Source organism: Chitinophaga sp. LS1, assembly GCF_034274695.1.
GTDB lineage: Bacteria > Bacteroidota > Bacteroidia > Chitinophagales > Chitinophagaceae > Chitinophaga.
This window is the reverse complement of record NZ_CP128362.1, coordinates 7,874,001-7,895,392: the sequence shown is the minus strand read 5'-3', so window position 1 is coordinate 7,895,392 and position 21,392 is coordinate 7,874,001. Positions and strand designations below refer to the sequence as shown.

The 21,392-nt window shown below is 44.1% G+C and carries 19 protein-coding genes; 10 read left to right on the top strand and 9 right to left on the bottom strand.

What is annotated here, in order from left to right; translation table 11 throughout:
* The first annotated feature begins 58 nt into the window (after positions 1 to 58).
* Positions 59 to 820, top strand: coding sequence for a nucleoside triphosphate pyrophosphohydrolase (gene mazG / locus QQL36_RS32455; protein ID WP_083725510.1), 762 nt, complete (start codon positions 59 to 61; stop codon positions 818 to 820).
* On the top strand, positions 814 to 4,584 hold the full coding sequence (locus tag QQL36_RS32450) for a sensor histidine kinase (RefSeq protein WP_083725512.1): 3,771 nt from the start codon (positions 814 to 816) through the stop codon (positions 4,582 to 4,584). The genes mazG and QQL36_RS32450 overlap by 7 nt, the downstream gene beginning before the upstream one ends.
* Positions 4,585 to 4,688: 104 nt before the next feature.
* On the opposite strand, the gene plsX is transcribed toward QQL36_RS32450, so the two are convergent.
* From plsX to QQL36_RS32435, 3 genes are all read right to left on the bottom strand, one after another.
* On the bottom strand, positions 4,689 to 5,630 hold the full coding sequence (plsX, locus tag QQL36_RS32445; RefSeq protein ID WP_083725514.1) for a phosphate acyltransferase PlsX: 942 nt from the start codon (positions 5,628 to 5,630) through the stop codon (positions 4,689 to 4,691).
* Between the two features lie 42 nt (positions 5,631 to 5,672).
* Positions 5,673 to 5,867: a 50S ribosomal protein L32 gene (rpmF, locus tag QQL36_RS32440; protein WP_072356725.1), complete on the bottom strand. Its 195-nt coding sequence runs from the start codon at positions 5,865 to 5,867 to the stop codon at positions 5,673 to 5,675.
* A 66-nt stretch (positions 5,868 to 5,933) separates the two neighbouring features.
* The gene (locus tag QQL36_RS32435) at positions 5,934 to 6,467 is read right to left on the bottom strand and encodes a YceD family protein (RefSeq protein WP_083725516.1); all 534 of its coding nucleotides are present in this window, start codon (positions 6,465 to 6,467) and stop codon (positions 5,934 to 5,936) included.
* 192 nt (positions 6,468 to 6,659) lie between these two features.
* Between QQL36_RS32435 and QQL36_RS32430 the strand changes: the two genes are divergently transcribed.
* Positions 6,660 to 8,669, top strand: coding sequence for an ATP-binding protein (locus QQL36_RS32430; protein ID WP_083725518.1), 2,010 nt, complete (start codon positions 6,660 to 6,662; stop codon positions 8,667 to 8,669).
* On the opposite strand, the gene QQL36_RS32425 is transcribed toward QQL36_RS32430, so the two are convergent.
* Entirely contained in the window at positions 8,670 to 9,548 is an 879-nt protein-coding gene (locus QQL36_RS32425; protein WP_083725520.1) for a fructosamine kinase family protein, read from the bottom strand.
* 17 nt (positions 9,549 to 9,565) lie between these two features.
* Here QQL36_RS32425 and QQL36_RS32420 point away from each other — a divergent pair, with 17 nt between their 5' ends.
* Entirely contained in the window at positions 9,566 to 10,651 is a 1,086-nt protein-coding gene (locus QQL36_RS32420; RefSeq protein ID WP_321568105.1) for a DUF3810 domain-containing protein, read from the top strand.
* 16 nt (positions 10,652 to 10,667) lie between these two features.
* Positions 10,668 to 13,283 carry an MGH1-like glycoside hydrolase domain-containing protein gene (locus tag QQL36_RS32415; RefSeq protein ID WP_321568104.1) on the top strand — a complete coding sequence of 872 codons (2,616 nt, stop codon included), beginning with the start codon at positions 10,668 to 10,670 and terminating at the stop codon, positions 13,281 to 13,283.
* Between the two features lie 91 nt (positions 13,284 to 13,374).
* Here the strand turns inward: QQL36_RS32415 and QQL36_RS32410 are convergent, their stop codons facing one another.
* Positions 13,375 to 14,322: an arginase gene (locus tag QQL36_RS32410; protein WP_083725526.1), complete on the bottom strand. Its 948-nt coding sequence runs from the start codon at positions 14,320 to 14,322 to the stop codon at positions 13,375 to 13,377.
* A gap of 240 nt (positions 14,323 to 14,562) precedes the next feature.
* Here QQL36_RS32410 and QQL36_RS32405 point away from each other — a divergent pair, with 240 nt between their 5' ends.
* From QQL36_RS32405 to QQL36_RS32390, 4 genes are all read left to right on the top strand, one after another.
* The gene (locus QQL36_RS32405) at positions 14,563 to 15,702 is read left to right on the top strand and encodes an acyl-CoA dehydrogenase (RefSeq protein WP_083725528.1); all 1,140 of its coding nucleotides are present in this window, start codon (positions 14,563 to 14,565) and stop codon (positions 15,700 to 15,702) included.
* Between the two features lie 11 nt (positions 15,703 to 15,713).
* On the top strand, positions 15,714 to 16,043 hold the full coding sequence (locus QQL36_RS32400; protein WP_083725530.1) for a hypothetical protein: 330 nt from the start codon (positions 15,714 to 15,716) through the stop codon (positions 16,041 to 16,043).
* Between the two features lie 72 nt (positions 16,044 to 16,115).
* Entirely contained in the window at positions 16,116 to 16,793 is a 678-nt protein-coding gene (locus tag QQL36_RS32395; RefSeq protein ID WP_083725532.1) for a YggS family pyridoxal phosphate-dependent enzyme, read from the top strand.
* 39 nt (positions 16,794 to 16,832) lie between these two features.
* Entirely contained in the window at positions 16,833 to 18,068 is a 1,236-nt protein-coding gene (locus QQL36_RS32390; RefSeq protein WP_321568103.1) for a TlpA disulfide reductase family protein, read from the top strand.
* A gap of 118 nt (positions 18,069 to 18,186) precedes the next feature.
* On the opposite strand, the gene QQL36_RS32385 is transcribed toward QQL36_RS32390, so the two are convergent.
* The 3 genes from QQL36_RS32385 to QQL36_RS32375 form a co-directional block, all read right to left on the bottom strand.
* Positions 18,187 to 18,489, bottom strand: coding sequence for a YtxH domain-containing protein (locus tag QQL36_RS32385; protein ID WP_083725536.1), 303 nt, complete (start codon positions 18,487 to 18,489; stop codon positions 18,187 to 18,189).
* A 101-nt stretch (positions 18,490 to 18,590) separates the two neighbouring features.
* Positions 18,591 to 19,319, bottom strand: a complete 729-nt coding sequence (locus QQL36_RS32380; RefSeq protein WP_321568102.1) for an SRPBCC family protein — start codon at positions 19,317 to 19,319, stop codon at positions 18,591 to 18,593.
* Between the two features lie 107 nt (positions 19,320 to 19,426).
* Positions 19,427 to 20,056, bottom strand: coding sequence for a hypothetical protein (locus tag QQL36_RS32375; protein WP_321568101.1), 630 nt, complete (start codon positions 20,054 to 20,056; stop codon positions 19,427 to 19,429).
* A gap of 101 nt (positions 20,057 to 20,157) precedes the next feature.
* Between QQL36_RS32375 and QQL36_RS32370 the strand changes: the two genes are divergently transcribed.
* Positions 20,158 to 21,000, top strand: coding sequence for a DUF1080 domain-containing protein (locus QQL36_RS32370; protein ID WP_321568100.1), 843 nt, complete (start codon positions 20,158 to 20,160; stop codon positions 20,998 to 21,000).
* Positions 21,001 to 21,198: 198 nt separating this feature from the next.
* Here QQL36_RS32370 and QQL36_RS32365 read toward each other — a convergent pair whose 3' ends face one another.
* Positions 21,199 to 21,327, bottom strand: a complete 129-nt coding sequence (locus QQL36_RS32365; RefSeq protein WP_321568099.1) for a hypothetical protein — start codon at positions 21,325 to 21,327, stop codon at positions 21,199 to 21,201.
* Between the last annotated feature and the right edge of the window lie 65 nt (positions 21,328 to 21,392).

Here is a 21,392-nt window from a genome sequence, read left to right as displayed (position 1 = left end):
ATATCCTCAAATTTCGGCCCGAAATTAGCAGCGGACACATATTCCTTATATTTGACAAATGGAAAATAACGCAGCCTTCGAACGGCTACTCAGTATTATGGATGATCTCAGGGAAAAATGCCCCTGGGATAGAAAACAAACCATCCACACCCTGCGTCAGCAATCTATTGAAGAATTATATGAACTGGCAGACGCTATCACCACTTCCGACTGGAAATCCATTAAGGAAGAACTGGGCGACCTGCTGCTGCATATCGTTTTTTATGCCAAAATAGGCGCCGAACAAGGGCAGTTTACCATGACAGATGTGATCAACGGCATCTGTGAAAAGCTCATTTTCCGCCATCCGCACATCTATGGCGATGTCAAAGCCGAAGATGAGGATGCCGTTAAACAAAACTGGGAAAAACTGAAACTGAAAGAAGGCAAGACCTCTGTACTCAGTGGTGTACCTGTATCCCTGCCTGCATTGGTAAAGGCCATGCGCCTGCAATCCAAGGCAAAAACTGTCGGTTTTGAGTGGGATACCACGGAACAGGTATGGGATAAAGTGAAAGAGGAAGTACAGGAACTGGAAGAAGTAGTGGCTACCGGCAATCCCGACGAAATTGAAGGGGAATTCGGGGATGTACTCTTTTCTCTGGTCAACTATTCACGTTTTCTGAAGATTGATGCAGAAAATGCACTGGAACGTACTAATAAAAAATTCATCAGCCGCTTCCAGTATATTGAAAAGAAAGCGGCCGAAAAAGGCAAATCTTTGGATGAAATGACGCTGGGTGAAATGGATGAACTCTGGAACGAAGCGAAAAAATGTTAGACATTAAAGAAATACGGCTTTTCTTTATCCGACACGGATATCTACTGATCGTAGCAGCCTGGCTGTTTACCTTTTCCTTCCTGTTTAGTAACTACTGGTCTTACTATTCCTCCCCCATGGGAGTGAAGCGCAGCCTGGAAAAAAGCATCTCCCAGCGGGAAGCGTCCTTTGAAAAAATAATCAAAGATCAGTTGCTGCTCAACCATCTTTTTTCACGCAATTACAATGAGAAGGAAATAAAAAGTCTGGATACAAAGGACTTTTATGTTTTTGCCTACGATAGCAGTGTGGCCGGCCGCTGGCTGGTATTCTGGAGCACCAATATGGTGACGCCGGAAGAATGGCAGGTGCCGCTGGTGGATGGAAACCGCTTCGTAAAATTAAAAAACGGATATTATGAAGTGCTGTGCCGCCGGGTATTTAGTCCGGAGGCCGGTCATGAACGCTTTATGGTCGGTGTAATTCCGGTCATGATGGAGTATAGTATTACGAACAATTACCTGGTCGATCACTTTTATGATAAACCTGCGCTGGGGCGGGAATACAATATTAATCTCAAAGCCCCGGGTATACCCGTACTCAATGGCAAAGGGCTGATCCTTTTTTACCTGCACTACGACAGAACGCTGGATACCAAGCCACCTAACCTGCTGAGTGTCATACTCAGAGTAATGGGTTGTATCTGTGTATTGATCTTCATCAACCTCTTTGCCGCTACTCTGGCAAGACAGAAGAGCGCCCTGAATGGATTTCTGTTCCTGGCGGCAGTCATTGTCGTATTCAGGTTACTGAGCTATGTGTACCCGTTTCCTTTCAACCTGCGAACACTCAATATCTTCACGCCTTTGATCTATGCAAAGGATGAGATCTTCCGATCGCTGGGTGACCTGTTGCTGAATGTATCGCTGACGTTTTGGTTGTTACTGTTTTTCAGGCAGCATGTAAAATCGATCAAAGCGCCGCCGGTGAAGAATGTATGGCAGCTAAGAGGTGTGATCATTCTGAGTAGTTATATCATGTATGTAGTCGGACAGTTTTTGTCTGAGCTCATTCAGAGTCTGGTGATCGACTCCCGCATTTCTTTTGATGTGGCGAATCCATTCAGTCTGAATGAATACAGCATCATCGGTGCGATCATATTAGGGTTCATCGCGTTTAGCTTCCTCTTCTTTTCGCAGATTGTGAATTCACTGCTCAATGAGCTGACCAGTTTCAGGCATCGTACCAAGTATGTATTCCTGGCGATAGTCGGTGTAGTGTGGCTGGTGTTCAGGATCCATAATCCGGAGATACATTATTCCATTGCTTTGGTGATATGGCTGATCATCTATGTGATCCTGCTGGATGCACTGGCGTTTAAATTTGAGAATAGTCTGGCGACAGTGCCGTTTTTGTTCTGGTTGTTTTTGCTGACGATCACGACCTCTGCGGTGCTGGTGTATTACAACGACCAGAAGGAGCTTAGTCTGCGTGAGAGGATGGCGATAGAATTGTCAAAACAAAAGGACCCTTATCTTGAAATGCTGCTCACAGATGTAACAAAGCAGATGGAGCGGGATGAACTGTTACAATACTTTTTTCAGCAGGCGAATGGGGGGAATATGCCCAGGAGTACGCTGGAGAATGAGTTGAAGCAAAAATATTTTAAAGGATACCTGGGTCGATTTAAGGTAGACATCTATGCTTTTGATGAGAACGGGATGCCGATCTATGGTGGTGACACCAGTTCTTTCTATTCACTGAGCAGGAAGATGCTGGTGGAATCAGAACTGATCGGGAATGATCTCTATTATAATGAAAGGGGATTCAATGATTATAGTTATATAGGTCAGAAAGACTTTTACCGCAATGGGGATAAGGCAGGTTACCTGGTATATGAGCTGACGCCTGCGGTGGTCAATTCACAACGATTGTATCCTGAATTGCTGGTGGATGGAGAGATCTATGACCCTGAAAAAGAGTCTAATGCTACTTATTCTTATGCGATTTATGACAAGGGGCAACTGGTAAATAATAACAATGATTACTCGTTTCCGGTCAAGTTGTACGATTCGGATATGCCTACAGATGAAGTGACGGTGAAGACGGTGAATGGGTATTCGCTGATGTACTACAAAGCTTCGAAAGACAAGGTCGTGATTGTGGCGAAAGAGATCAGGAGCTTTATAGAATTTATCACGCTCTTTGCGTACATGTTCTGCCTGTTCCTGTTGATCATTGCCATTTACAGGGTGCTGGATCTGTTGGTAAAAGCAAGAATGCGGATTGGTAACCTGAAATCACTGGTCAATATTAATATCAGAAGAAAGGTAACCGGGACTATCATTTTCATTGTGGTATTTGCATTTGTGATCTTAGGTCTGACCACGGTATTGTTCTTCATTGATCGTTCTGAAAGGGAGAATAAGGAGCGTCTGAGCCATACGATCAATGAGGTGACGCATGAAGTGGAGAAGGTATTTGCGAACCAACGCATGTTTGATGACCTGGAGGATCTGTATGATCCGATATTCCAGGCCAGTTTGTCAGAATCCATTGGAGAGATTGCGGATGAGCGGGCGTTGGATATAAACATTTATGACAGGGATGGAAATTTGCAGGTAACAACGCAGCCACTGATTACAGAGAAAGGGCTGTTGTCCAGAAAAATAAATCCGGATGCATATATGCAACTGGGGCGTCAGCAAAAGATCCAGTGGATCCAGAAGGAGAAGATCGGTTCCATGGGGTACTTATCTGGCTATGCACCGTTGCGTAATAATGGAGAGATCTTCGCTTATCTGAATGTACCGTATTTTGCAACGCAAACGGAATTGAACCAGCAGATCTCCAACTTCTTAGTGGCGCTCATCAATTTCAATGCGTTTATTTTCTTAATAGCAGGGTTATTAGCATTATTAATTACCAACTCTATTACAAAGTCATTCTCCTTAGTGACAGAGCGCTTGCGACATGTGAGCTTAGGGCAGCAGAATGATGAGATAGAATGGGAGAAGGATGATGAGATCGGGGCCGTGGTAAAAGAATACAATAAAATGGTGAGAAAGCTCGAGGTGAGTGCGGCAAGACTGGCAAAGAGTGAGCGTGAAGGGGCGTGGAGAGAGATGGCGAGACAGGTGGCGCATGAGATCAAGAACCCGCTCACACCTATGAAGCTGAGTATTCAGTATCTGCAAAGGGCGATAGATAATGATGCACCGAATGTAAAACAGCTGTCTACGAATGTAGCGCGTACGTTGGTAGAGCAGATAGAACACCTGGCGAATATCGCATCAGATTTCTCTGCATTTGCAAGGATAGGGGAGGCGAATAGTGAGGTGTTGATGCTGAATGAGGTATTACATTCTTTAAAAGAGCTGTACCAAAGCCACGAACATAGTACAATTCAGTTCAATCATCCGGGGCATGCGTTTTATGTATTTGCAGATAAGACACAGATGAACCGGTTGTTTACAAATCTCCTGCAGAATGCGATACAGGCTATACCGGAAGAAAGAGAGGGGATGATCACCATCAATATGGAGGAGGTAGATCCGGGTTGGGTAGTGGTGAGTGTATCGGATAATGGGGATGGTATTCCGCCTGAGGTTCAGTCTAAGATATTTGTACCGAACTTTACGACGAAGAATTCAGGGACTGGTTTAGGGTTAGCAATGTGTAAGAATATTGTGGAGCAGGCGAGGGGAGAGATCTGGTTTGAGACACAGTTAACGGTTGGGACTACATTTTATGTAAAGTTGCCGCTGGCGGCAAATCCTGTATAAAGAAACAAGGTCGGGCATTATGTCCGACCTTGTTTTTAAACAACGCAAAAAAATACCAGCCTTGCGACTGGTATCAATAATTTTTAGTTCTAATAGGATGTAAATTATTTCACAAAACTCTCCCGGATCTTCTCCAGCAGTTTCGTTTCGATCATTTGTTGTGCCAGCACGATCATATTCTTAAAGGCAGTATCTTTCGATATACCATGGCCTATGATCACCGGCTTTGATACGCCTAATACAGGAGTACCGCCATAGCTCTGGAAGTTAAACCGGTCCATGTACTCATCATTAATATTCCGCTGTACTGCTATATCGTGCAGTGACTCAGCCATCTTGAGTACAACATTACCCGTAAAACCTTCACATACAATGACATCAGCCTTGCCAGTCAGTACATCACGACCTTCCACATTGCCAATGAAATTTAAACCAGGGTGTTCTTTCAGCAAAGGATAAGTGGCTTGTGCCAGCAGATTACCTTTACCTTCCTCTTCTCCGATATTCAGCAGACCTACAGTAGGATTACTTACATTCAGGATATGTTTGGAATAGAGAGACCCAAGTATTGCAAATTGGAGCAGGTTTTCTGCTTTACAATCGGCATTGATACCAACGTCGAGTAACAGCCCGATAGAGCCGTCCAATCTTGGCACTGGTGTAGATATCGTTGGCCGCTGAACCCCTTCAATCGCTTTGATGGAATAGAATGTTCCAACCATCATAGCGCCTGTATTTCCAGCACTGATGAATGCATCAATCTTCCCGCTCTGTAACAGGTGAAACCCAATACTGATAGAAGAATGTTGCTTTTCCTTCAGCGCCTTGGTAGGATGTTCATTCATCCCAATAACCTGGGATGAATGAACAACTGAATATTTTGATTGGTCCAACTGCGCTTCAGATAATAAGGGAGCCAGGGCTACCTCATCACCAATCAGCACCAGATGTGCATCTGCTGCAACAGTATCTAAAAATAATTTTACTCCTTTTACTGCTTCGACGGGGGCATAATCACCGCCCATCATATCTAGCCCGATTCTCATGAACGTTTAAATTTGTCTTTGCTCGGGGTAAAAATAGTAAAATTATTTAGCGCTGCTTTGTTTTTCCAATACAACTTTTCCTCTGTAGTACAGTTTGTTCTCTACCCAGTGAGCACGATGTCTCAGGTGCACTTCACCAGTTGCGCTATCTGTGCTTAAAGTATCCGCAAAGGCCTTGTAATGCGTCCTTCTCTTAGCTGATCTTTGCTGAGAATGTCTGCGTTTCGGATTTGGCATCGTATTTAGTTTTTAATTGTCCTAGTTTAATGTTTCAATAAGTATCTTTTCCCTTAAAATCCAGGCTTAATTGCTCCGGAATTTGTCCAGGTCTTTCCAAATTGGATTGTCCTGAGCGTCAGATTGTTTGTTCATCTGATCCAGCATTTCCAATACTTTCGGATCACATGTGCTTTTGCCATCCACATCCGGGTGTATCTTCTGCATAGGAATGCTCAGGTTGATGAATTCGTAAATCCATTCACCGACATTCAGGTGCGATTCCGTTCTCGAAATATAAGATACTTCCGGATCCTCATCACCTTCAATCTCCTCAGGATTCTCCACCATCTTCACCACCTGGGTAAAATCGTCCCAGAGCTGAAGATTAAATGGTTGTCCACAACGGTCACAAATTACGCTAACTGATCCGCCAATTTCAAACTTTAACAGGAAAAAATCACTTTTCTTGTCTAAGGTCAGCTTTACTGTTGCGTTACAGTCGCTGAAATCCTGCGGTCCGTAGTTTTCAAAAAAACTATCCGTAACTTGGTATTCAAATGTATGCTCTCCGGGTTTGAGCCCCACAAAGGCAATTTCAAATTGACGGAGTTGTTTCATAATAAAATCCTCACTTTTAGAGGGATGCAAAGGTAACCAAATATTTGCAAATGCAAAAATTTCCTACATTCGCTTTTTCACATCCGCCCGAATAACAGGTTTTAACAGCTAGATTAGTGAAAACCAATTAATTAATTATTATATTCGTGCTGTATAAAATCAGTATCACTGTACACTTTCCATTCATAACCAATGGCCCGGATCAAAGGTACGAGAAAACATCCCATTACCCGAAGCATTTCGCCGCCGGACATATTTTCACTGCCAATCAGCGTTTATTTCCAGCACACCAATGCCGGTATCCTTCTCCTCGATGCGGAGCAGCACATCGTATGGGTAAACGCTGTATTTCAACAATATACAGGAGAAGATATTGATCTTGTACCCGATCTGCCCTTTGCTACCATCGCCCGATACCTGGCCAGGGGCGCCCGGAATCCTGAAGCATTTCTCGCCACAGTTGAAGACCTGTTAACACAGAAAAATCCCTACTTTGGGCAGGAACTCCTTTTTTCCGACGGCCGCATTTTCGAACTGAACTATACGCCGCTCTGGCACAACGGGGTCTTTAACGGCAGCATGTGGCAGGTAACCGACATTTCCGGCAGGCAACTACAGCAGGCTACCCTTGAGCAGGCCCGGCAGCAGGCTGAAGAGGCCCGGGGTGCACAAAAAGAATTTCTGGCCAGCATGAGCCACGAAATTCGTACTCCCCTCAATGTCATTATCGGTATGACCCACCTGCTGGAAGAAACGAACCTCGACGGCCATCAGCAAGACTACATTAATATATTAAAACATAGTTCCAATATCCTCCTGGGACTGATTTCCGATATTCTTGATATCTCCAAGATCGAAGCAGGGGAGTTTCAGGTCAATCAGCGGGAGTTTAACCTCACCGCCCTGGTTCAATCTCTCCGGCACACTTTTGAGCTCAAATTGGGTCAGCGTCCTGTAAAAATTTCTGCGACCATCGATCCCCGTATCCAGAATCGCCTGGTCGGAGACGATACGCTTTTGAACCAAATCCTAATGAACTTGTTAGGTAATGCAGAAAAATTTACGCCGGAAGGAGAGATTGCCATCCGCGTGACCCCTGAAAGCTGGCAGGATGACAAAGTGTGGGTACGCTTTCGTATATGTGATACGGGTATCGGCATCAGTAAAGACAAACTGGAACTGATCTTTAAAAATTATAAACAGGCAGAACAGGAAATCAGGGAAAAATATGGCGGTACCGGTCTGGGACTCGCCATTTCCAAACAACTGATTGAACTACAGGGAGGTACCATATGTGTGGAAGACACACCGGGCTACAATACCTGTTTTTCGTTCAACCTGCCCTTTATCGATACCCGGAAGTCGGCCGTCACCACGCCCGGAGCGGGAGCACGCCGTAAGCAGGCCAGTTTTTCAGGATCAAGTGTACTTGTGATTGAGGACAATGCGATGAACCTTCATTACATTAACAGCCTGCTGGAAAAATATAACGTGGAGCACCAGCTGGCCACCAATGGGCCGGATGCACTCTATTTTTTGAATTCAAGACAGTATGACCTGGTCCTGATCGATATCCGGATTCCCGGACTCAACGGACTGGAGCTGGCTGGCCGGATCCGAGAAGATGAAGATAAACCGAACGTAGCTACTCCACTGGTAGCCACTACTGCCCTCGCTATGGAAAGTACGTTTACACAGGCAAGGCAGGCCGGTATTACCGATATACTAACGAAACCATATACCCCCGATCAATTGTTACAGGTGTTGAATAAATACCTGAATGAAGACGAAACTGAACTTATAATGGAAGAAACAAACAACACGTCTGGTTTTGAGTTCCATAAGGACCTGGATGTAAAGTACCTCAATACCCTGTATGAGAACAATATTTCGTACGCGGCGGATCTCTTTGAAATATTTTTGAAAACGATCAGGGAAGAACTGGTGAAGATTCAGGCTTTAGTAAATGCACGGGATTGGGAACTCCTGAAATTTCAGGTGCACAAACTGAAACCCAATTTCTCTATGGTGGGACTTACATGGATTAGTGCCCGTATGCAGAATCTGGAAAACACGTTGAATGCAAATACAGCGCTGCCTCCTGAAGAGGTAGATGCGTTGTTTGCCAATATTTCGGAAGAAGTGGAAAAATTCTATCCAATTATTGAGGCAGAGTACGATAGAATGAAGATCTATCAGTAATCAGAATTCGTCAAGAATTTCCTTTACATTATTATAATAGCTACCTCCGAATAAGAGCAGGTGCACCATGAGCGGATATAACTGGCAGACACCAATTCTGGACTGCCATCCTTCAGCCAGCGGATACATGGTTTGATAGCTGAAGTAAAAGCGGGTATCAAAACCACCAAACAGTCTGGTCATAGCCAGATCCATTTCCCTGTTTCCATAATATACCGCCGGGTCATACACACATGCCTTGCCATCTTTGCCCACCATGAAGTTACCAGACCAGAGGTCGCCATGCAGTAATGCCGGCTTTTCGTCGGGAAACATACCTGGCAGCTGCTTCCACAGGTGTTCCATCTGTACCACCATTGCCTTGTCCATCACCTGCTGGTCATAGGCAGCCCTGGTCAGGGGTTGCAACCTGTTAAATGCGTAGAACACCGGCCAGCTGCTATAAGGCGTATTGTATTGCTTGAGGGTACCGATGTAATTGGTCTCCTGAAATCCGTAGTATGTCTGTGTCTGGCGATGTACTCTTGACAGGCTTGCACCAAAGTTTTCCCAGAAGTCAGGCGTCACGCTGCCTTTTTCCATAAACTCAGTGACAAGGAAACCTTTGTCTCCCACGGTACCTGTGGCCAGTGGCCTGGGTACAGAGATGGCATTGGTATTACGGAGTATATTGAGTCCGTTCAGTTCCCGCAGGAACATGTCAGGATAGATATGCGCATCGTTCATTTTCAGAAACAACGTTCCGTCAGATGTGGAGAGCTTATATGTTTCGTTAATATCTCCACCGGATATTTTTTCTGCGCAATTAATGTGTATTTTCACTCCTGACTGGCAGGATAGCGCTGTCGTAAGTTCGCCCAATAAGATCTCATCTGTCATTTTACGCGCTGATTAGTATGGATACAATTACAAAGATAAGGCACACAGGAGTACGTATTTTGGTAACAATATTGTGCATCATCATTTTGAAGGGGCTGCTCGCATTCAGCCATCATTTTGAAGGGTGGTATTTTCATAGGTTCTACTTTTGGATAAGTAACTTATTAAGGGTGGCATTGGGATCCATACTCTTTAGTGTTGGCGACGTAATTTATGCCGCCTGGGTTATAACAGGTAGCATTTATTTGTTAAAATTATGTTATAAACTGATCAAAACCCAATGGAAGGAAAGTTTTTTATACTTTCTGAAGGGAATAAGTGCTGTTTTGACATTATATCTGGCTTTTCTGGTATTGTGGGGTTTTAACTATGACCGCTACTCCCTGGAGAAAGATATGCAACTACAAGTGAATGAGTACGGTACGGAGCAATTGTACAAACTGGCAGATACCCTGTTGCAACAGGTAAATGCCAACAGGATAGAAATGGGGGATACACTCAACGCCACACGCCCGGGCGCGGACAGCGCACAGCTCTTTCAGCGGGCTGTAGTCGCCTATGATCAGGCGGCAAAACAATGGCCGGTGCTGAAATATACGCATCCCTGTCTCAAGACTTCCCTGTATGGAACCTGGATGAATTATATGAATGTAGGGGGCTATCTCAATCCCTTTACCGGCGAAGCTCAGGTAAACGTTACTACGCCGGGTTTTATGCATCCATTTACGATCTGTCATGAAGTGGCACATCAATTGGGATATGGGGCGGAAGAAGAGGCTAATTTTATCGGTTACCTCGTAGCAGGTCATGCAAAGGATGTTCGGTTCAGATACGCGGCTAATTTCGAGATGTTTATGTACAGTATCAGGCAGTTGCGCTGGCAGGATACGACCATGGCGAAGAATTTGTGGCAGAAAGCCGTACCTGGTGTGCATGAAGATTACCATCAGTTAAAGAATTTCTATCGCAGATACAGCAGCCCGGTAGATGATTATACTTCTATGATTTATGATCAGTACCTGAAGGCTAATAAACAGGAAAAAGGAATACGTAGTTATAGTGAAGTGGTGGGATGGCTGGTGGCCTACTTCCACATTCACTGATTAAAAGCAGCATACGATGAATCAGGAACAACAACGCCTTCAGATACAAGGCTGGAAGAAATGGGGATCTTATGTGAGTGACAGACAATGGGGAACTGTACGCGAAGATTATAGCGGTAGCGGCAGTTCATGGGATTATACGACGCATGATATGGCGAGGAGTAAAGCGTGGAGATGGGGGGAGGAAGGAATTGGGGGTATTTGCGATGAAAGACAGCACTTGTGTTTTTCACTCGCTTTCTGGAATAAGAAAGACCCTATTCTGAAAGAACGCTACTTCGGACTGAACAATGCAGAGGGGAATCATGGGGAGGATGTAAAGGAGCTCTATTACTACCTGGATGCAACACCCACACACTCCTATATGAAAATGCTGTATAAATATGTACAGCAGGAATATCCTTACCAACAACTGATACAGGAGAATGCCCGGAGGAGCAAGGTGGAAGAGGAGTATGAGCTGATTGATACCGGGCTTTTTAATGAAGATAAATACTTTGACATCTTCATAGAATATGCAAAGGAGGATATGGATGATGTGCTTGTCAAAATCACGATTCATAACAGAAGTAATGAGGACGCGCCTTTGACAGTATTACCTACTGTGTGGTTCCGCAATACATGGGTGTGGGGGCGCAGACCTTATAAACCTGCTTTGTGGCAGGAGGATGCTACTACTATCCGGTTCGATCATGAGAAATTGCAGATGCAGTACCTGTATCAGGAAGGAGGGCAGGAAATGCTGTTTTGTGAAAATGAATCCAACAATAAAAGATTGTATAATATAGATTCCATCACACCTTATGCAAAGGATGGGATCAATGATTATATCCTGCATGGTGCATCTTCTGTAAATCCTGATAAAAAAGGTACGAAGGCTGCGGTGCATTATGATATTTCTGTGCCTGCACATGGTTCTCATACTATTAAATTAAGATTAACTGATAAGGCCAAGGAGCAACCTTTTGCAGGTTTTGATGATCTCTTTGCGGCGAAGATTGCAGATGCAAATGCATACTATGAAGAATTGCAGGCAGAGATTAAGGATGAAGATGAAAGGCTGATACAGCGTCAGGCATTAGCAGGTATGCTGTGGAATAAACAGTTCTACTATTATAAAGTACAGCGCTGGCTGGAAGGCGATCCATCACAACCGGCACCGCCTGCGGAACGCTGGAATGGCCGCAATAAAGAATGGAAGCATCTTGTTAATGAAGATATCATTTCCGTACCTGATAAATGGGAGTTCCCCTGGTATGCGGCGTGGGATCTGGCTTTCCATTGTGTGACACTGGCGATGGTGGATCCGGATTTTGCAAAGCAACAATTATTGTTGTTGACTGAGGAGTGGTACATGCATCCTTCAGGAGAGTTTCCTGCATATGAGTGGGCATTTGGAGATGTGAATCCACCTGTACATGCAGGCGCGGTATACCGTGTATTCAAGCAGGATGCGGCGATAAAGGGGGAGAAGGATTATCATTTTCTCGAAGCGTTGTTTCATAAATTACTCATCAATTTCACGTGGTGGGTGAACAGGAAAGATAGTAGTGGAAGTAATATTTTTGAAGGAGGTTTCCTGGGATTGGATAATATAGGTGCGTTTGACAGAAGTCTGCCATTGCCGAATGGTATTCGGGAAGAGCAGGCAGATGCGACCAGTTGGATGGCAACGTATGCCTTGAATATGTTGCACATTTCATTAGAATTGTGTAATCATAATAAGGTGTACAATGGGATGGCGACGAAGTTTTTTGAGCATTTTATGTACATAGCTGGTGCGATGGCGAGTATGGGTACGGGGAATAGTGGATTGTGGGATGAGGAAGATGAGTTCTTTTATGATCAGTTACGGGCGCCGGATAATCGTATTGTGAAGTTGAAGTTCAGAAGTATGGTGGGATTGATTCCACTTTGTGCGGTAGAAGTAATTTCAAAAGAGGCGTTGGCAAATAATCCTGTTTTTGCGGAACGCATGTCCTGGTTTTTGCGGCATAGGCCAGATCTGGCACAGCTGGTGTCAAGGTGGTATGAAGAGGGGAAGGAGAATAAACATTTGCTGAGTTTATTGCGTGGGCATCGGATGAAGCGGTTGTTGTACAGGATGCTGGATGAAACAGAGTTTTTGAGTGAGTATGGGATAAGGTCTTTGTCTAAAAAATATGAGGCGGATCCTTATCGGCTGTATGAAGATGGAACAGAATTAATCGTAAAATATGTACCGGGAGAAAGTGATACGATCACTTATGGAGGTAATTCTAACTGGCGGGGGCCTGTGTGGATACAGATGAATTTCCTCTTGATAGAGAGTTTGCGTAAGTTTCACTATTTCTATACAGATGATTTCAGGATAGAATATCCGACAGCTTCCGGTTGTTATTATTCATTGAAGGAAGTGGGTACCTTGCTGGCGGATCGGTTATTAAAGATATTCAGGAAGGATGAACATGGGCGCAGGCCGGTGTTTGGGAATAATGAGAAATTGCAGAGCGATCCGCATTTTGCTGATTTGATACAATTTCATGAATATTTTCATGGAGATAGTGGGAAAGGGCTGGGTGCTGCGCACCAGACGGGTTGGACCGGGTTGGTGGCGAACCTGATCAGAATGAAGCATACGAATCCGCGATAAATACGCAAGGGATTATTTTTTGCCTCTGTCAAAAAATAATCCCTTGCACGCCCAAAAAAGGCGTTTACCGCAGGTAAACGCCTTTTTTGGGCTAATTCATCAACAACACATTTACACTTCGCTGCAATATATTAAAGGCAATCTCCGCCATTAAATTCTCTTTATCCAACGTTGGATTCACTTCCGTTATCTCAAAACAACATATCTTCCTATGCTGCATAAACTTCGCTATCAAATCCTCTACTTCTCTCTCTCTTAGTCCATTCGTTACCGGTGTACCAGTTCCTTTTGAAATAGAACTATCCAAGCTATCCACATCAAACGACACATATATATACTCGCAATCACTCAAATACCTGAACACCGCTCTCGCCACCTGCTCCGCACCCTTTCTCCTCACTTCATTGGTAGTTATCACCTTCATCCCATACTGCTTTATCAACGCCTCTTCCTCCTTCTCATAGTCACGTAATGAAATAAACACAATATCCTCCGGCAATACTTTCGGCGCAATCCCACCAATATTTTTAAGCGCCTCCCATTGTTTTATTGTATTATCATCCAGATCATGCACCTTACATTCCAGATTATCTTCCGCAATTGAAATTGCCACCGGCATCCCATGCATATTCCCTGAAGGCGTCGTATACGGCGTATGTAAATCCGCATGCGCGTCAATCCAGATCGCTCCTATCTTCGCCTTCGGCCTCGCCATCTTCAACCCTGCAATGGTAGCTCCCGCCGTACTATGATCTCCTGATAAAACAACCGGAAACCAATTCGCCTTCACTGTTTCACACACACTCTTACTGATCCTTTCATACAACGTCAGGGTACCTTTAATCCTTTTCGCATAAGGGGATTCTATCGGTTCAAACAGCAGCTTATTTTCTGTCTCAATTGTTTCAGTAGGGAAATGCACAAAAAAGTTGCTCATAAAGTCCAGTGCAGCTATCTTGATCGCTTCCACACCCAGGCTGGCGCCACGTGTTCCCGCGCCAATTTCTGATTTCACCTCAATGATCTTAATATTTTTCATAAAAGGATGTTATTCCTGTTTAGCAAGCTAATGGTTTTTAAATGAACGGGCGGCCGGTTACACTGTGGAGGTATATACATACCTGCGTGAAAACATACAATAATTCCAATAAGGGACAGCTATCTTCAAATAATCTTTAATATTTTCATGATAAAAATGGATAAAGACTAAATGTGGAATTCAGAAGTATAAAAACAATAAATTCGTTTATATCAATAACTCCAACAAAACGTAAATTCCATGGACTTTCAACTCACTGAAGAGCACCTGATGATTCAAAAGGCAGCCCGGGACTTCGCACAAAATGAACTTTTACCAGGCGTCATAGAAAGAGATGAGAAACAAATATACCCCGCAGCGCAGATCAAAAAACTGGGAGAGTTGGGATTTCTCGGAATGATGGTAGATCCAAAATATGGAGGTGCCGGCCTGGATACGATCTCCTATGTACTGGCTATGGAAGAGATCTCCAAAATTGATGCTTCCACCTCTGTATGTATGAGCGTAAATAATTCATTAGTCTGCTGGGGCCTGGAGCAGTATGGTACAGAAGAGCAGAAACAGCAGTACCTGGTACCCCTTGCCACAGGTGAAATCACCGGTGCATTTTTACTCAGCGAGCCTGAAGCTGGCTCCGATGCCACCTCACAGCGTACCACTGCTGAAGATAAGGGCGATTTTTACCTCCTCAATGGTACGAAAAACTGGATCACGAATGGTAGCAGTGCAAGTGTGTACCTTGTAATCGCTCAGACCCACCCTGGCAAAAGCAGCAAAGGCATCAATGCCCTGATCGTAGAAAAGAACAGTCCCGGTGTCACAGTAGGGGCCAAGGAAAATAAAATGGGAATCAGGGGTAGCGATACCCACAGCATTATGTTCCAGGACGTAAAAGTACCTAAGCAGAACAGGATAGGGGAAGATGGATTCGGTTTTAAGTTCGCCATGAAAACACTGGCGGGTGGCCGTATCGGCATTGCTTCCCAGGCATTGGGTATCGCTTCCGGCGCTTACGAACTAGCAGTCAACTACTCCAAACAACGCAAGGCTTTCGGTAAAGAAATCAGTCAACATCAGGCGATCCAGTTTAAACTGGCGGATATGGCTACCCGTATAGAAGCATCGCGGTTGCTGTGTTTCAGGGCAGCCTGGGAAAAAGATCAACATAAAGATTATACCCTCAGCGGCTCGATGGCGAAAGTGTTTGCCTCGGAAACAGCGATGTGGGTTACGACAGAGGCAGTGCAGGTACATGGTGGATATGGCTATGTGAAAGAGTATCATGTAGAACGACTGATGAGGGATGCCAAGATCACACAGATCTATGAAGGTACCAGTGAGGTGCAGCGGATCGTGATCGGGCGCAGTATACTCGGCTAAAACCCAATTTTATGTCTAATAAACAAGATTCCTCCAACGATTTCACCCATTTCCTGATAATAACAGTGCTTGCGATTGTTATTTCCGTTCCTTTTATATTTATCGCACCTTCAGCGGCGGCAGTGGCATTTATGATTGCTTTGGTATCACTGAATACAGCTATAGGTAAGAAGAAAGGAAAAGGAGGGAAGGAAGACGGCGATATCGATGGAGGAACCTTTATAGATAATACGGTACCTGACAATAGCGGACCCGATTTCAGTGGATTGGATGATTCCACGCCGCCATTGGATAATACCGATATGACGAGTCATCATCCTCATGCCAGCCATATTGACTAAGTCCCACCCCAAGTTAAGAACCCAAAAGAATTCCCCCTTGCCACCACAGGCCACAATTACTACCTTTGCGGCATGTCAGTAAATTTACCCGCTTATAACAAGATCATCGGCGAACTGGCCCCTCATAAGGCTAAACTCGTCGCGGTTTCCAAAGTAAAACCAGCCTCCGACATACAAGCACTGTATGACGCCGGTCAGCGTATTTTTGGCGAAAACTATGTACAGGAGTTGCAGGAAAAACACCCTGTACTGCCAAACGATATTGAATGGCATTTCATTGGCCACCTCCAATCGAACAAGGTAAAATACATCGCTCCCTTCGTTTCCATGATCCACGCAGTTGACAGTCTGCGCCTGCTGGAAGAAATCAATAAACAGGCAGCTAAAAATAATCGTACCATCCGTTGCCTTCTCCAGGTGCACATTGCCGAAGAAGAGACCAAATTCGGCCTGGACGAGAAGGAACTCACCGACCTACTCACGCAATGGAAAGCACAGGCAGATAAATTCAAAAATATCCTGATTGCCGGCTTCATGGGCATGGCTACCAACACTGATAAACCCGATCAGGTAAGAGCTGAATTCAGGCACTTAAAAGGGCTGCAAACACAGCTTAAAGCTACCTTTGCACCAGAAGGGGAGGCGCTCACAGAACTTTCCATTGGCATGTCCGGCGATTACACCATCGCGCTCGAAGAAGGTAGTACCATGGTCCGTATAGGCAGCATGCTTTTTGGTGCGCGGTATTAATTTCCTATCTTTACCCCACAAAACTAATAGACTATACTCATGCTTAAGCATTGTTGGTTACTGGCATTACTGCCAGCATTTATGTTCGGTAAAAGCCTGGAAAAAGGGAACCTGCCTGCCGGTACCTGGAAAGGTAGCCTGCATCGTGCAGATGGCGCAGATATCGTGTTTAACTTTGAAGTGAAGGACAGTGCGCATAAGAAAGTGATCTATATCCTCAATGCGAAGGATCGCATGCTCGTAGACGATGTAAAACTGAAAGGTGATTCTGTATTCATCAAAATGCCGTTCTTCGATTCTGAATTCAAAGCTGTTACCAGTAATGGCGGTTTGGAAGGATTATGGGTGCGTCATCTGCCCACCGGAGAGGTGACGATTCCATTCACTGCTGCACACAATGTGAAAGAACGCTTTCATGCACAATCACCTCCTGCACTCAATGTAACCGGTCGCTATGCTACCTGGTTCTTTAACGCTAATAAACCAGATTCATCTTATGCTGTTGGTGAATTTAAACAAACCGGCAGCAAAGTAACGGGAACCTTCCTCACGTCTACAGGCGACTACCGTTTCCTGGAAGGCATTGTAGACGGGGATAGTCTGAAACTCTCTACTTTCGATGGTTCTCATGCTTACTACTTTACGGCATTGGTAAAAGACGGTTATCTTGAAAATGGCACCTTCTATGCCGGCATTGGCGCAGGTAAAGAACAATGGGTAGCCCGCAAAGATGATAAAGCTGCATTGCCTGATGAACGTTCACTGGCGACTACCAAACCGGGGAATAACCGCCTCGATTTTGCCTTCCCTGATATGAATGGTAAAAAAGTAAGCATCAATGATCAGCGTTTTGCAGGCAAAGTAGTGGTGATCACATTGATGGGTAGCTGGTGTCCAAACTGTATGGATGAAACCGGTTTCTTAAGTACGTGGTACAAGGAAAATAAAGCCCGTGGGGTAGAAGTAATTGGTCTTTCTTATGAAAGAACGACTGATTTTGCAACATCTCAGAAATCCCTTGCAGGATTTCTGAGAAGATTCGATGTGACTTATCCTGTATTGATTACAGGTGTAACACCTGGGGATCCGCAAAAAGCAGAAAAGACATTGCCACAGTTGACGGGAATCAAAGGTTTCCCGACGACTATTTTTATAGATAAGAAAGGAAATGTGAAGGAAGTGCATACTGGTTTTTCCGGTCCTGGTACGGGAGAGCACTATGAGGCGTTTAAGAAGGAATTTAATGCACTCGTGAATTCATTATTAGCGGAATAAAAAAAGTTCACTCGTTTATTTTCCATAAAATAATCTTTACTTGCTATAAAATAAAAAGGTCCTGCTCACTCAGCAGGACCTTTTTATTTTATTCGCGTGGCCATCCGTTTATGTGCTCTTAGGAAAGCGCCTCTTTCTTAAATTTTGTATAAGATTGATTGCTTTCATCTATGATCTTCAGTACACGTTCCTTTACATCATCTTTCAAGCCGGTCGTCTCGTTTTCGAAGATAAATTTCAGCTCTGACAAGCCATCCGCACCTTTTCCAACTATACGTCTGAACCGATTATTCACATCATGAGCTGACCTTCTGATCTTTTTCCTTGTTTCTTCACCACTTTCTGGTGCTGTCAATATTCCGATTGCAACTCCTGCTGCCAATCCTGCTAATGCGCCGTATATTAACTTCATTGTGCTCATAAAAATAGTAGTTTATAAGGTTAAACAAAATGCATGTATAGTGTGCCAAATATCAGGCCAGACACAGCCAGTTGAATGTGAAAATTATGTGAAACCCGGCATTACAGTGCCGTAATTTCTCCTGTTTCCACATAGTTTTTAAATCTCAGAATATCTTTTCTGATCATGTTTTCAAACGCAGGATTCAGTATCCACGCCAGTCCTGTACCTACATAGCCAGCTGGTGGGCGATAGGTTATGATCACTTCCATTTCGGTACCGCCACTGATCGCATCATTAAATGTGATCTTGCCCGCAGTTACCAGGTCTGATCCCGGAGCAGAACGCCATCCGATCATAGCACCGGGTTCATCTTTAATAATCTCTGCATCCCACTCTATGGTGCCGAGTTTGCCAGGGCCGGTAGCTACCCAGTGTGAATGATGACTATCTTTTTCGGTTACAACCGCAAGATGACGCATAAAATGCGGTAGGTTTTCTACAGCACGCCAGAAACTGTACACTTCAAAACGGGGCTTGTCTACAATGAATTTCGTACGAATGTTGATCGCACTATTGTGTTTATCAGACGAGCTTCTGCCTGCTGCTGCGGAAATAGGGCAATTTCCTGAAATACCTCTGTATAAGAGATAACCACCGGTAATCAGTCTAAGCAAACTACAAATGGGATGTTTGCTTACCTGGCTGATAGCGCTGGTAGTCATCAGCGCACCGCCTACAATAGAAGCGATCCGCCCGGGTTTACTTACATTCAGTATATCGGAGTGTTCATATAAGGCTGTGGCTCTGGGTTCGCCATGACCATTCAAAGGATGATTATACTTGCTCATAAATAACACATTTACAATTGGTAATACTAAAATGTTGCTAAAGGTTCAAGTAGTTGATAATCAGTAGTTATTAATTTTTTTAATTGAGTACTGAAATTCACAGACTGCTAGTCTTTGTAATCAGCGGCCAGTTGTTGATAGATGTCATTTCCCCAATGAGGGGCTAAGGCATTATCCGGTTTAAATGCCGCAAATCGCTGGCCAGCTTCTGCCACCAGCGGCGCCGCTTTCTTTTTGCCACCACCAAAGAGGGCAGGCGTATGGTACACCACCAATGCTTTTAGCAGATAAGCACGTGGATTTGTACTATCTGCTGCAATCGCTTTGTCAGAATATTCTTTGCTATCAGATCCCAGTGTCGCACCTCTGGTAGGACTTGCATTGATCCTTGCAGACAACCAGTAGGCCATTAATGTGAGTGCTTCTGTATTTGTTGGCTGCATATCCAATGCTTTTTTAACATAAGACTCAGCTTTATCTGTCAATGGTTCAGCTTGTCCTTTTGGGGCCTGAAAACTGGATTGGGTATATGCCCAGCCAATATAATATTGTAATAGGAATTCGTTGGGATGTGCTTTGGCCAAAGGCTCGAGTGCATTAATATTACTTTGCCATGTACCAAAGGTTTTTGCCGTATCCAATTGGGACAATACTTTTTGCAGGGGTTGTTGCCAGGAATTCTGGGCAAAAGTAAAATGGCAGGTGAGGAAAAGGAGGAGCGTAAACAGTACTTTCATGCGAATATATTTATGAGTATTGCCCCCAATAACATGCCAACCCCCTATGAAATATTGTCAACATGACATATCTTAATACTTCTAAAATCAAAAACAGAGTTATGAAAAAACTGTTGACTGTTGGCTGCCTGCTGTTGTCCCTCGCCTGCTCGGCCCAGCAAAAACCTAAAAAAGGATGGATTCAACTTTTTAATGGGAAAGATCTGAAAAACTGGGATATTAAAATCAGAGGTCATAAACTGAATGATAATTTCGGCAATACCTTCCGCGTAGAAAACGGTATTCTTCAAGTGCGCTATGACCAATATAAAGAATGGGGAGAGTTGTATGGACACATGTTTTATAGGAAGAATTTTTCTGCATATCTGTTGATTGCAGAGTATAGATTTGTGGGTGAACAGGTGAACGGCGGCCCAGCCTGGGCACTTCGTAATAATGGGCTGATGCTGCATGGGCAAAGCGCTGCCAGCATGGGTCTGAACCAGGATTTTCCTATTTCTCTGGAAAACCAGTTGTTAGGTGGTAATGGTAAAGATCCTCGTTCTACCGCGAATTTATGTACACCGGGTACCAATGTTGTGATGAATGGAAAGCTTATTACAGAGCATTGTATTACCAGTACGTCTAAAACATATGATGGAGAGCAATGGGTAAGAGTAGGTGCGTTGGTGTTAGGTGACTCTGTGATCAAACACATTGTATTTAACGATACGGTGATTGTATACAATAAACCACAGGTAGGTGGTGGAAATGTGACAGGTGCTGATCCTGCGCTGTTGAAAGAAGGGCGTTTACTGACAGAAGGTACGATCTCTATACAGAGTGAAAGTGCGCCGACTGATTTTAGGAAAATAGAGGTATTTGATCTTTCTCCTTATATGAAAGATCCTAAAAAACTGGATGCGATCCTCCACCAGTTACAGGAAGAAACCAGGACAAAGTAATTAAGAGGGGTATTAATAATTCAATGAAACTCCTGAGAATTACATAAATGGAATCTGGTTTCACCAGGTATCCGAATTATAAGAGCGTGTATCAAATTGAAGTGTCTGACTTTTTGTGAGCACTTCAGGTTTTGATACACGCTCATTCTTTTTATAGTATTGCGACTACCGGTGTTTTGAAAGTTGTATCCGGTGTTTCTACATGAATAGCTCCATGAGGTGGTCCTGGTGGTTTGGGTGGTTTTGGCGGCCGTCCATGATGGGCGGCACACAACTCGCGCCCCACAATACTATCCCCAACAACAATGGTATGAATCTGTGTTTCATATTGTAGACAATTTAGTTCTACGATTAAAAAATCAAATTACATGCCTGAAAAATGTCTATCTTTG

Excerpts from the sequence above, each read along its gene's own strand:
- QQL36_RS32430 (WP_083725518.1), top strand. The coding sequence starts at position 6,660 with ATGGCCCGGATCAAAGGTACGAGAAAACATCCCATTACCCGAAGCATT.
- QQL36_RS32425 (WP_083725520.1), bottom strand. The coding sequence starts at position 9,548 with ATGACAGATGAGATCTTATTGGGCGAACTTACGACAGCGCTATCCTGC.
- rpmF (WP_072356725.1), bottom strand. The coding sequence starts at position 5,867 with ATGCCAAATCCGAAACGCAGACATTCTCAGCAAAGATCAGCTAAGAGA.
- QQL36_RS32405 (WP_083725528.1), top strand. The coding sequence starts at position 14,563 with ATGGACTTTCAACTCACTGAAGAGCACCTGATGATTCAAAAGGCAGCC.
- QQL36_RS32395 (WP_083725532.1), top strand. The coding sequence starts at position 16,116 with ATGTCAGTAAATTTACCCGCTTATAACAAGATCATCGGCGAACTGGCC.
- QQL36_RS32370 (WP_321568100.1), top strand. The coding sequence starts at position 20,158 with ATGAAAAAACTGTTGACTGTTGGCTGCCTGCTGTTGTCCCTCGCCTGC.
- QQL36_RS32365 (WP_321568099.1), bottom strand. The coding sequence starts at position 21,327 with ATGAAACACAGATTCATACCATTGTTGTTGGGGATAGTATTGTGGGGC.
- QQL36_RS32450 (WP_083725512.1), top strand. The coding sequence starts at position 814 with ATGTTAGACATTAAAGAAATACGGCTTTTCTTTATCCGACACGGATAT.
- QQL36_RS32400 (WP_083725530.1), top strand. The coding sequence starts at position 15,714 with ATGTCTAATAAACAAGATTCCTCCAACGATTTCACCCATTTCCTGATA.
- mazG (WP_083725510.1), top strand. The coding sequence starts at position 59 with ATGGAAAATAACGCAGCCTTCGAACGGCTACTCAGTATTATGGATGAT.
- QQL36_RS32375 (WP_321568101.1), bottom strand. The coding sequence starts at position 20,056 with ATGAAAGTACTGTTTACGCTCCTCCTTTTCCTCACCTGCCATTTTACT.
- QQL36_RS32410 (WP_083725526.1), bottom strand. The coding sequence starts at position 14,322 with ATGAAAAATATTAAGATCATTGAGGTGAAATCAGAAATTGGCGCGGGA.
- plsX (WP_083725514.1), bottom strand. The coding sequence starts at position 5,630 with ATGAGAATCGGGCTAGATATGATGGGCGGTGATTATGCCCCCGTCGAA.
- QQL36_RS32415 (WP_321568104.1), top strand. The coding sequence starts at position 10,668 with ATGAATCAGGAACAACAACGCCTTCAGATACAAGGCTGGAAGAAATGG.
- QQL36_RS32435 (WP_083725516.1), bottom strand. The coding sequence starts at position 6,467 with ATGAAACAACTCCGTCAATTTGAAATTGCCTTTGTGGGGCTCAAACCC.
- QQL36_RS32420 (WP_321568105.1), top strand. The coding sequence starts at position 9,566 with ATGGATACAATTACAAAGATAAGGCACACAGGAGTACGTATTTTGGTA.
- QQL36_RS32380 (WP_321568102.1), bottom strand. The coding sequence starts at position 19,319 with ATGAGCAAGTATAATCATCCTTTGAATGGTCATGGCGAACCCAGAGCC.
- QQL36_RS32385 (WP_083725536.1), bottom strand. The coding sequence starts at position 18,489 with ATGAGCACAATGAAGTTAATATACGGCGCATTAGCAGGATTGGCAGCA.
- QQL36_RS32390 (WP_321568103.1), top strand. The coding sequence starts at position 16,833 with ATGCTTAAGCATTGTTGGTTACTGGCATTACTGCCAGCATTTATGTTC.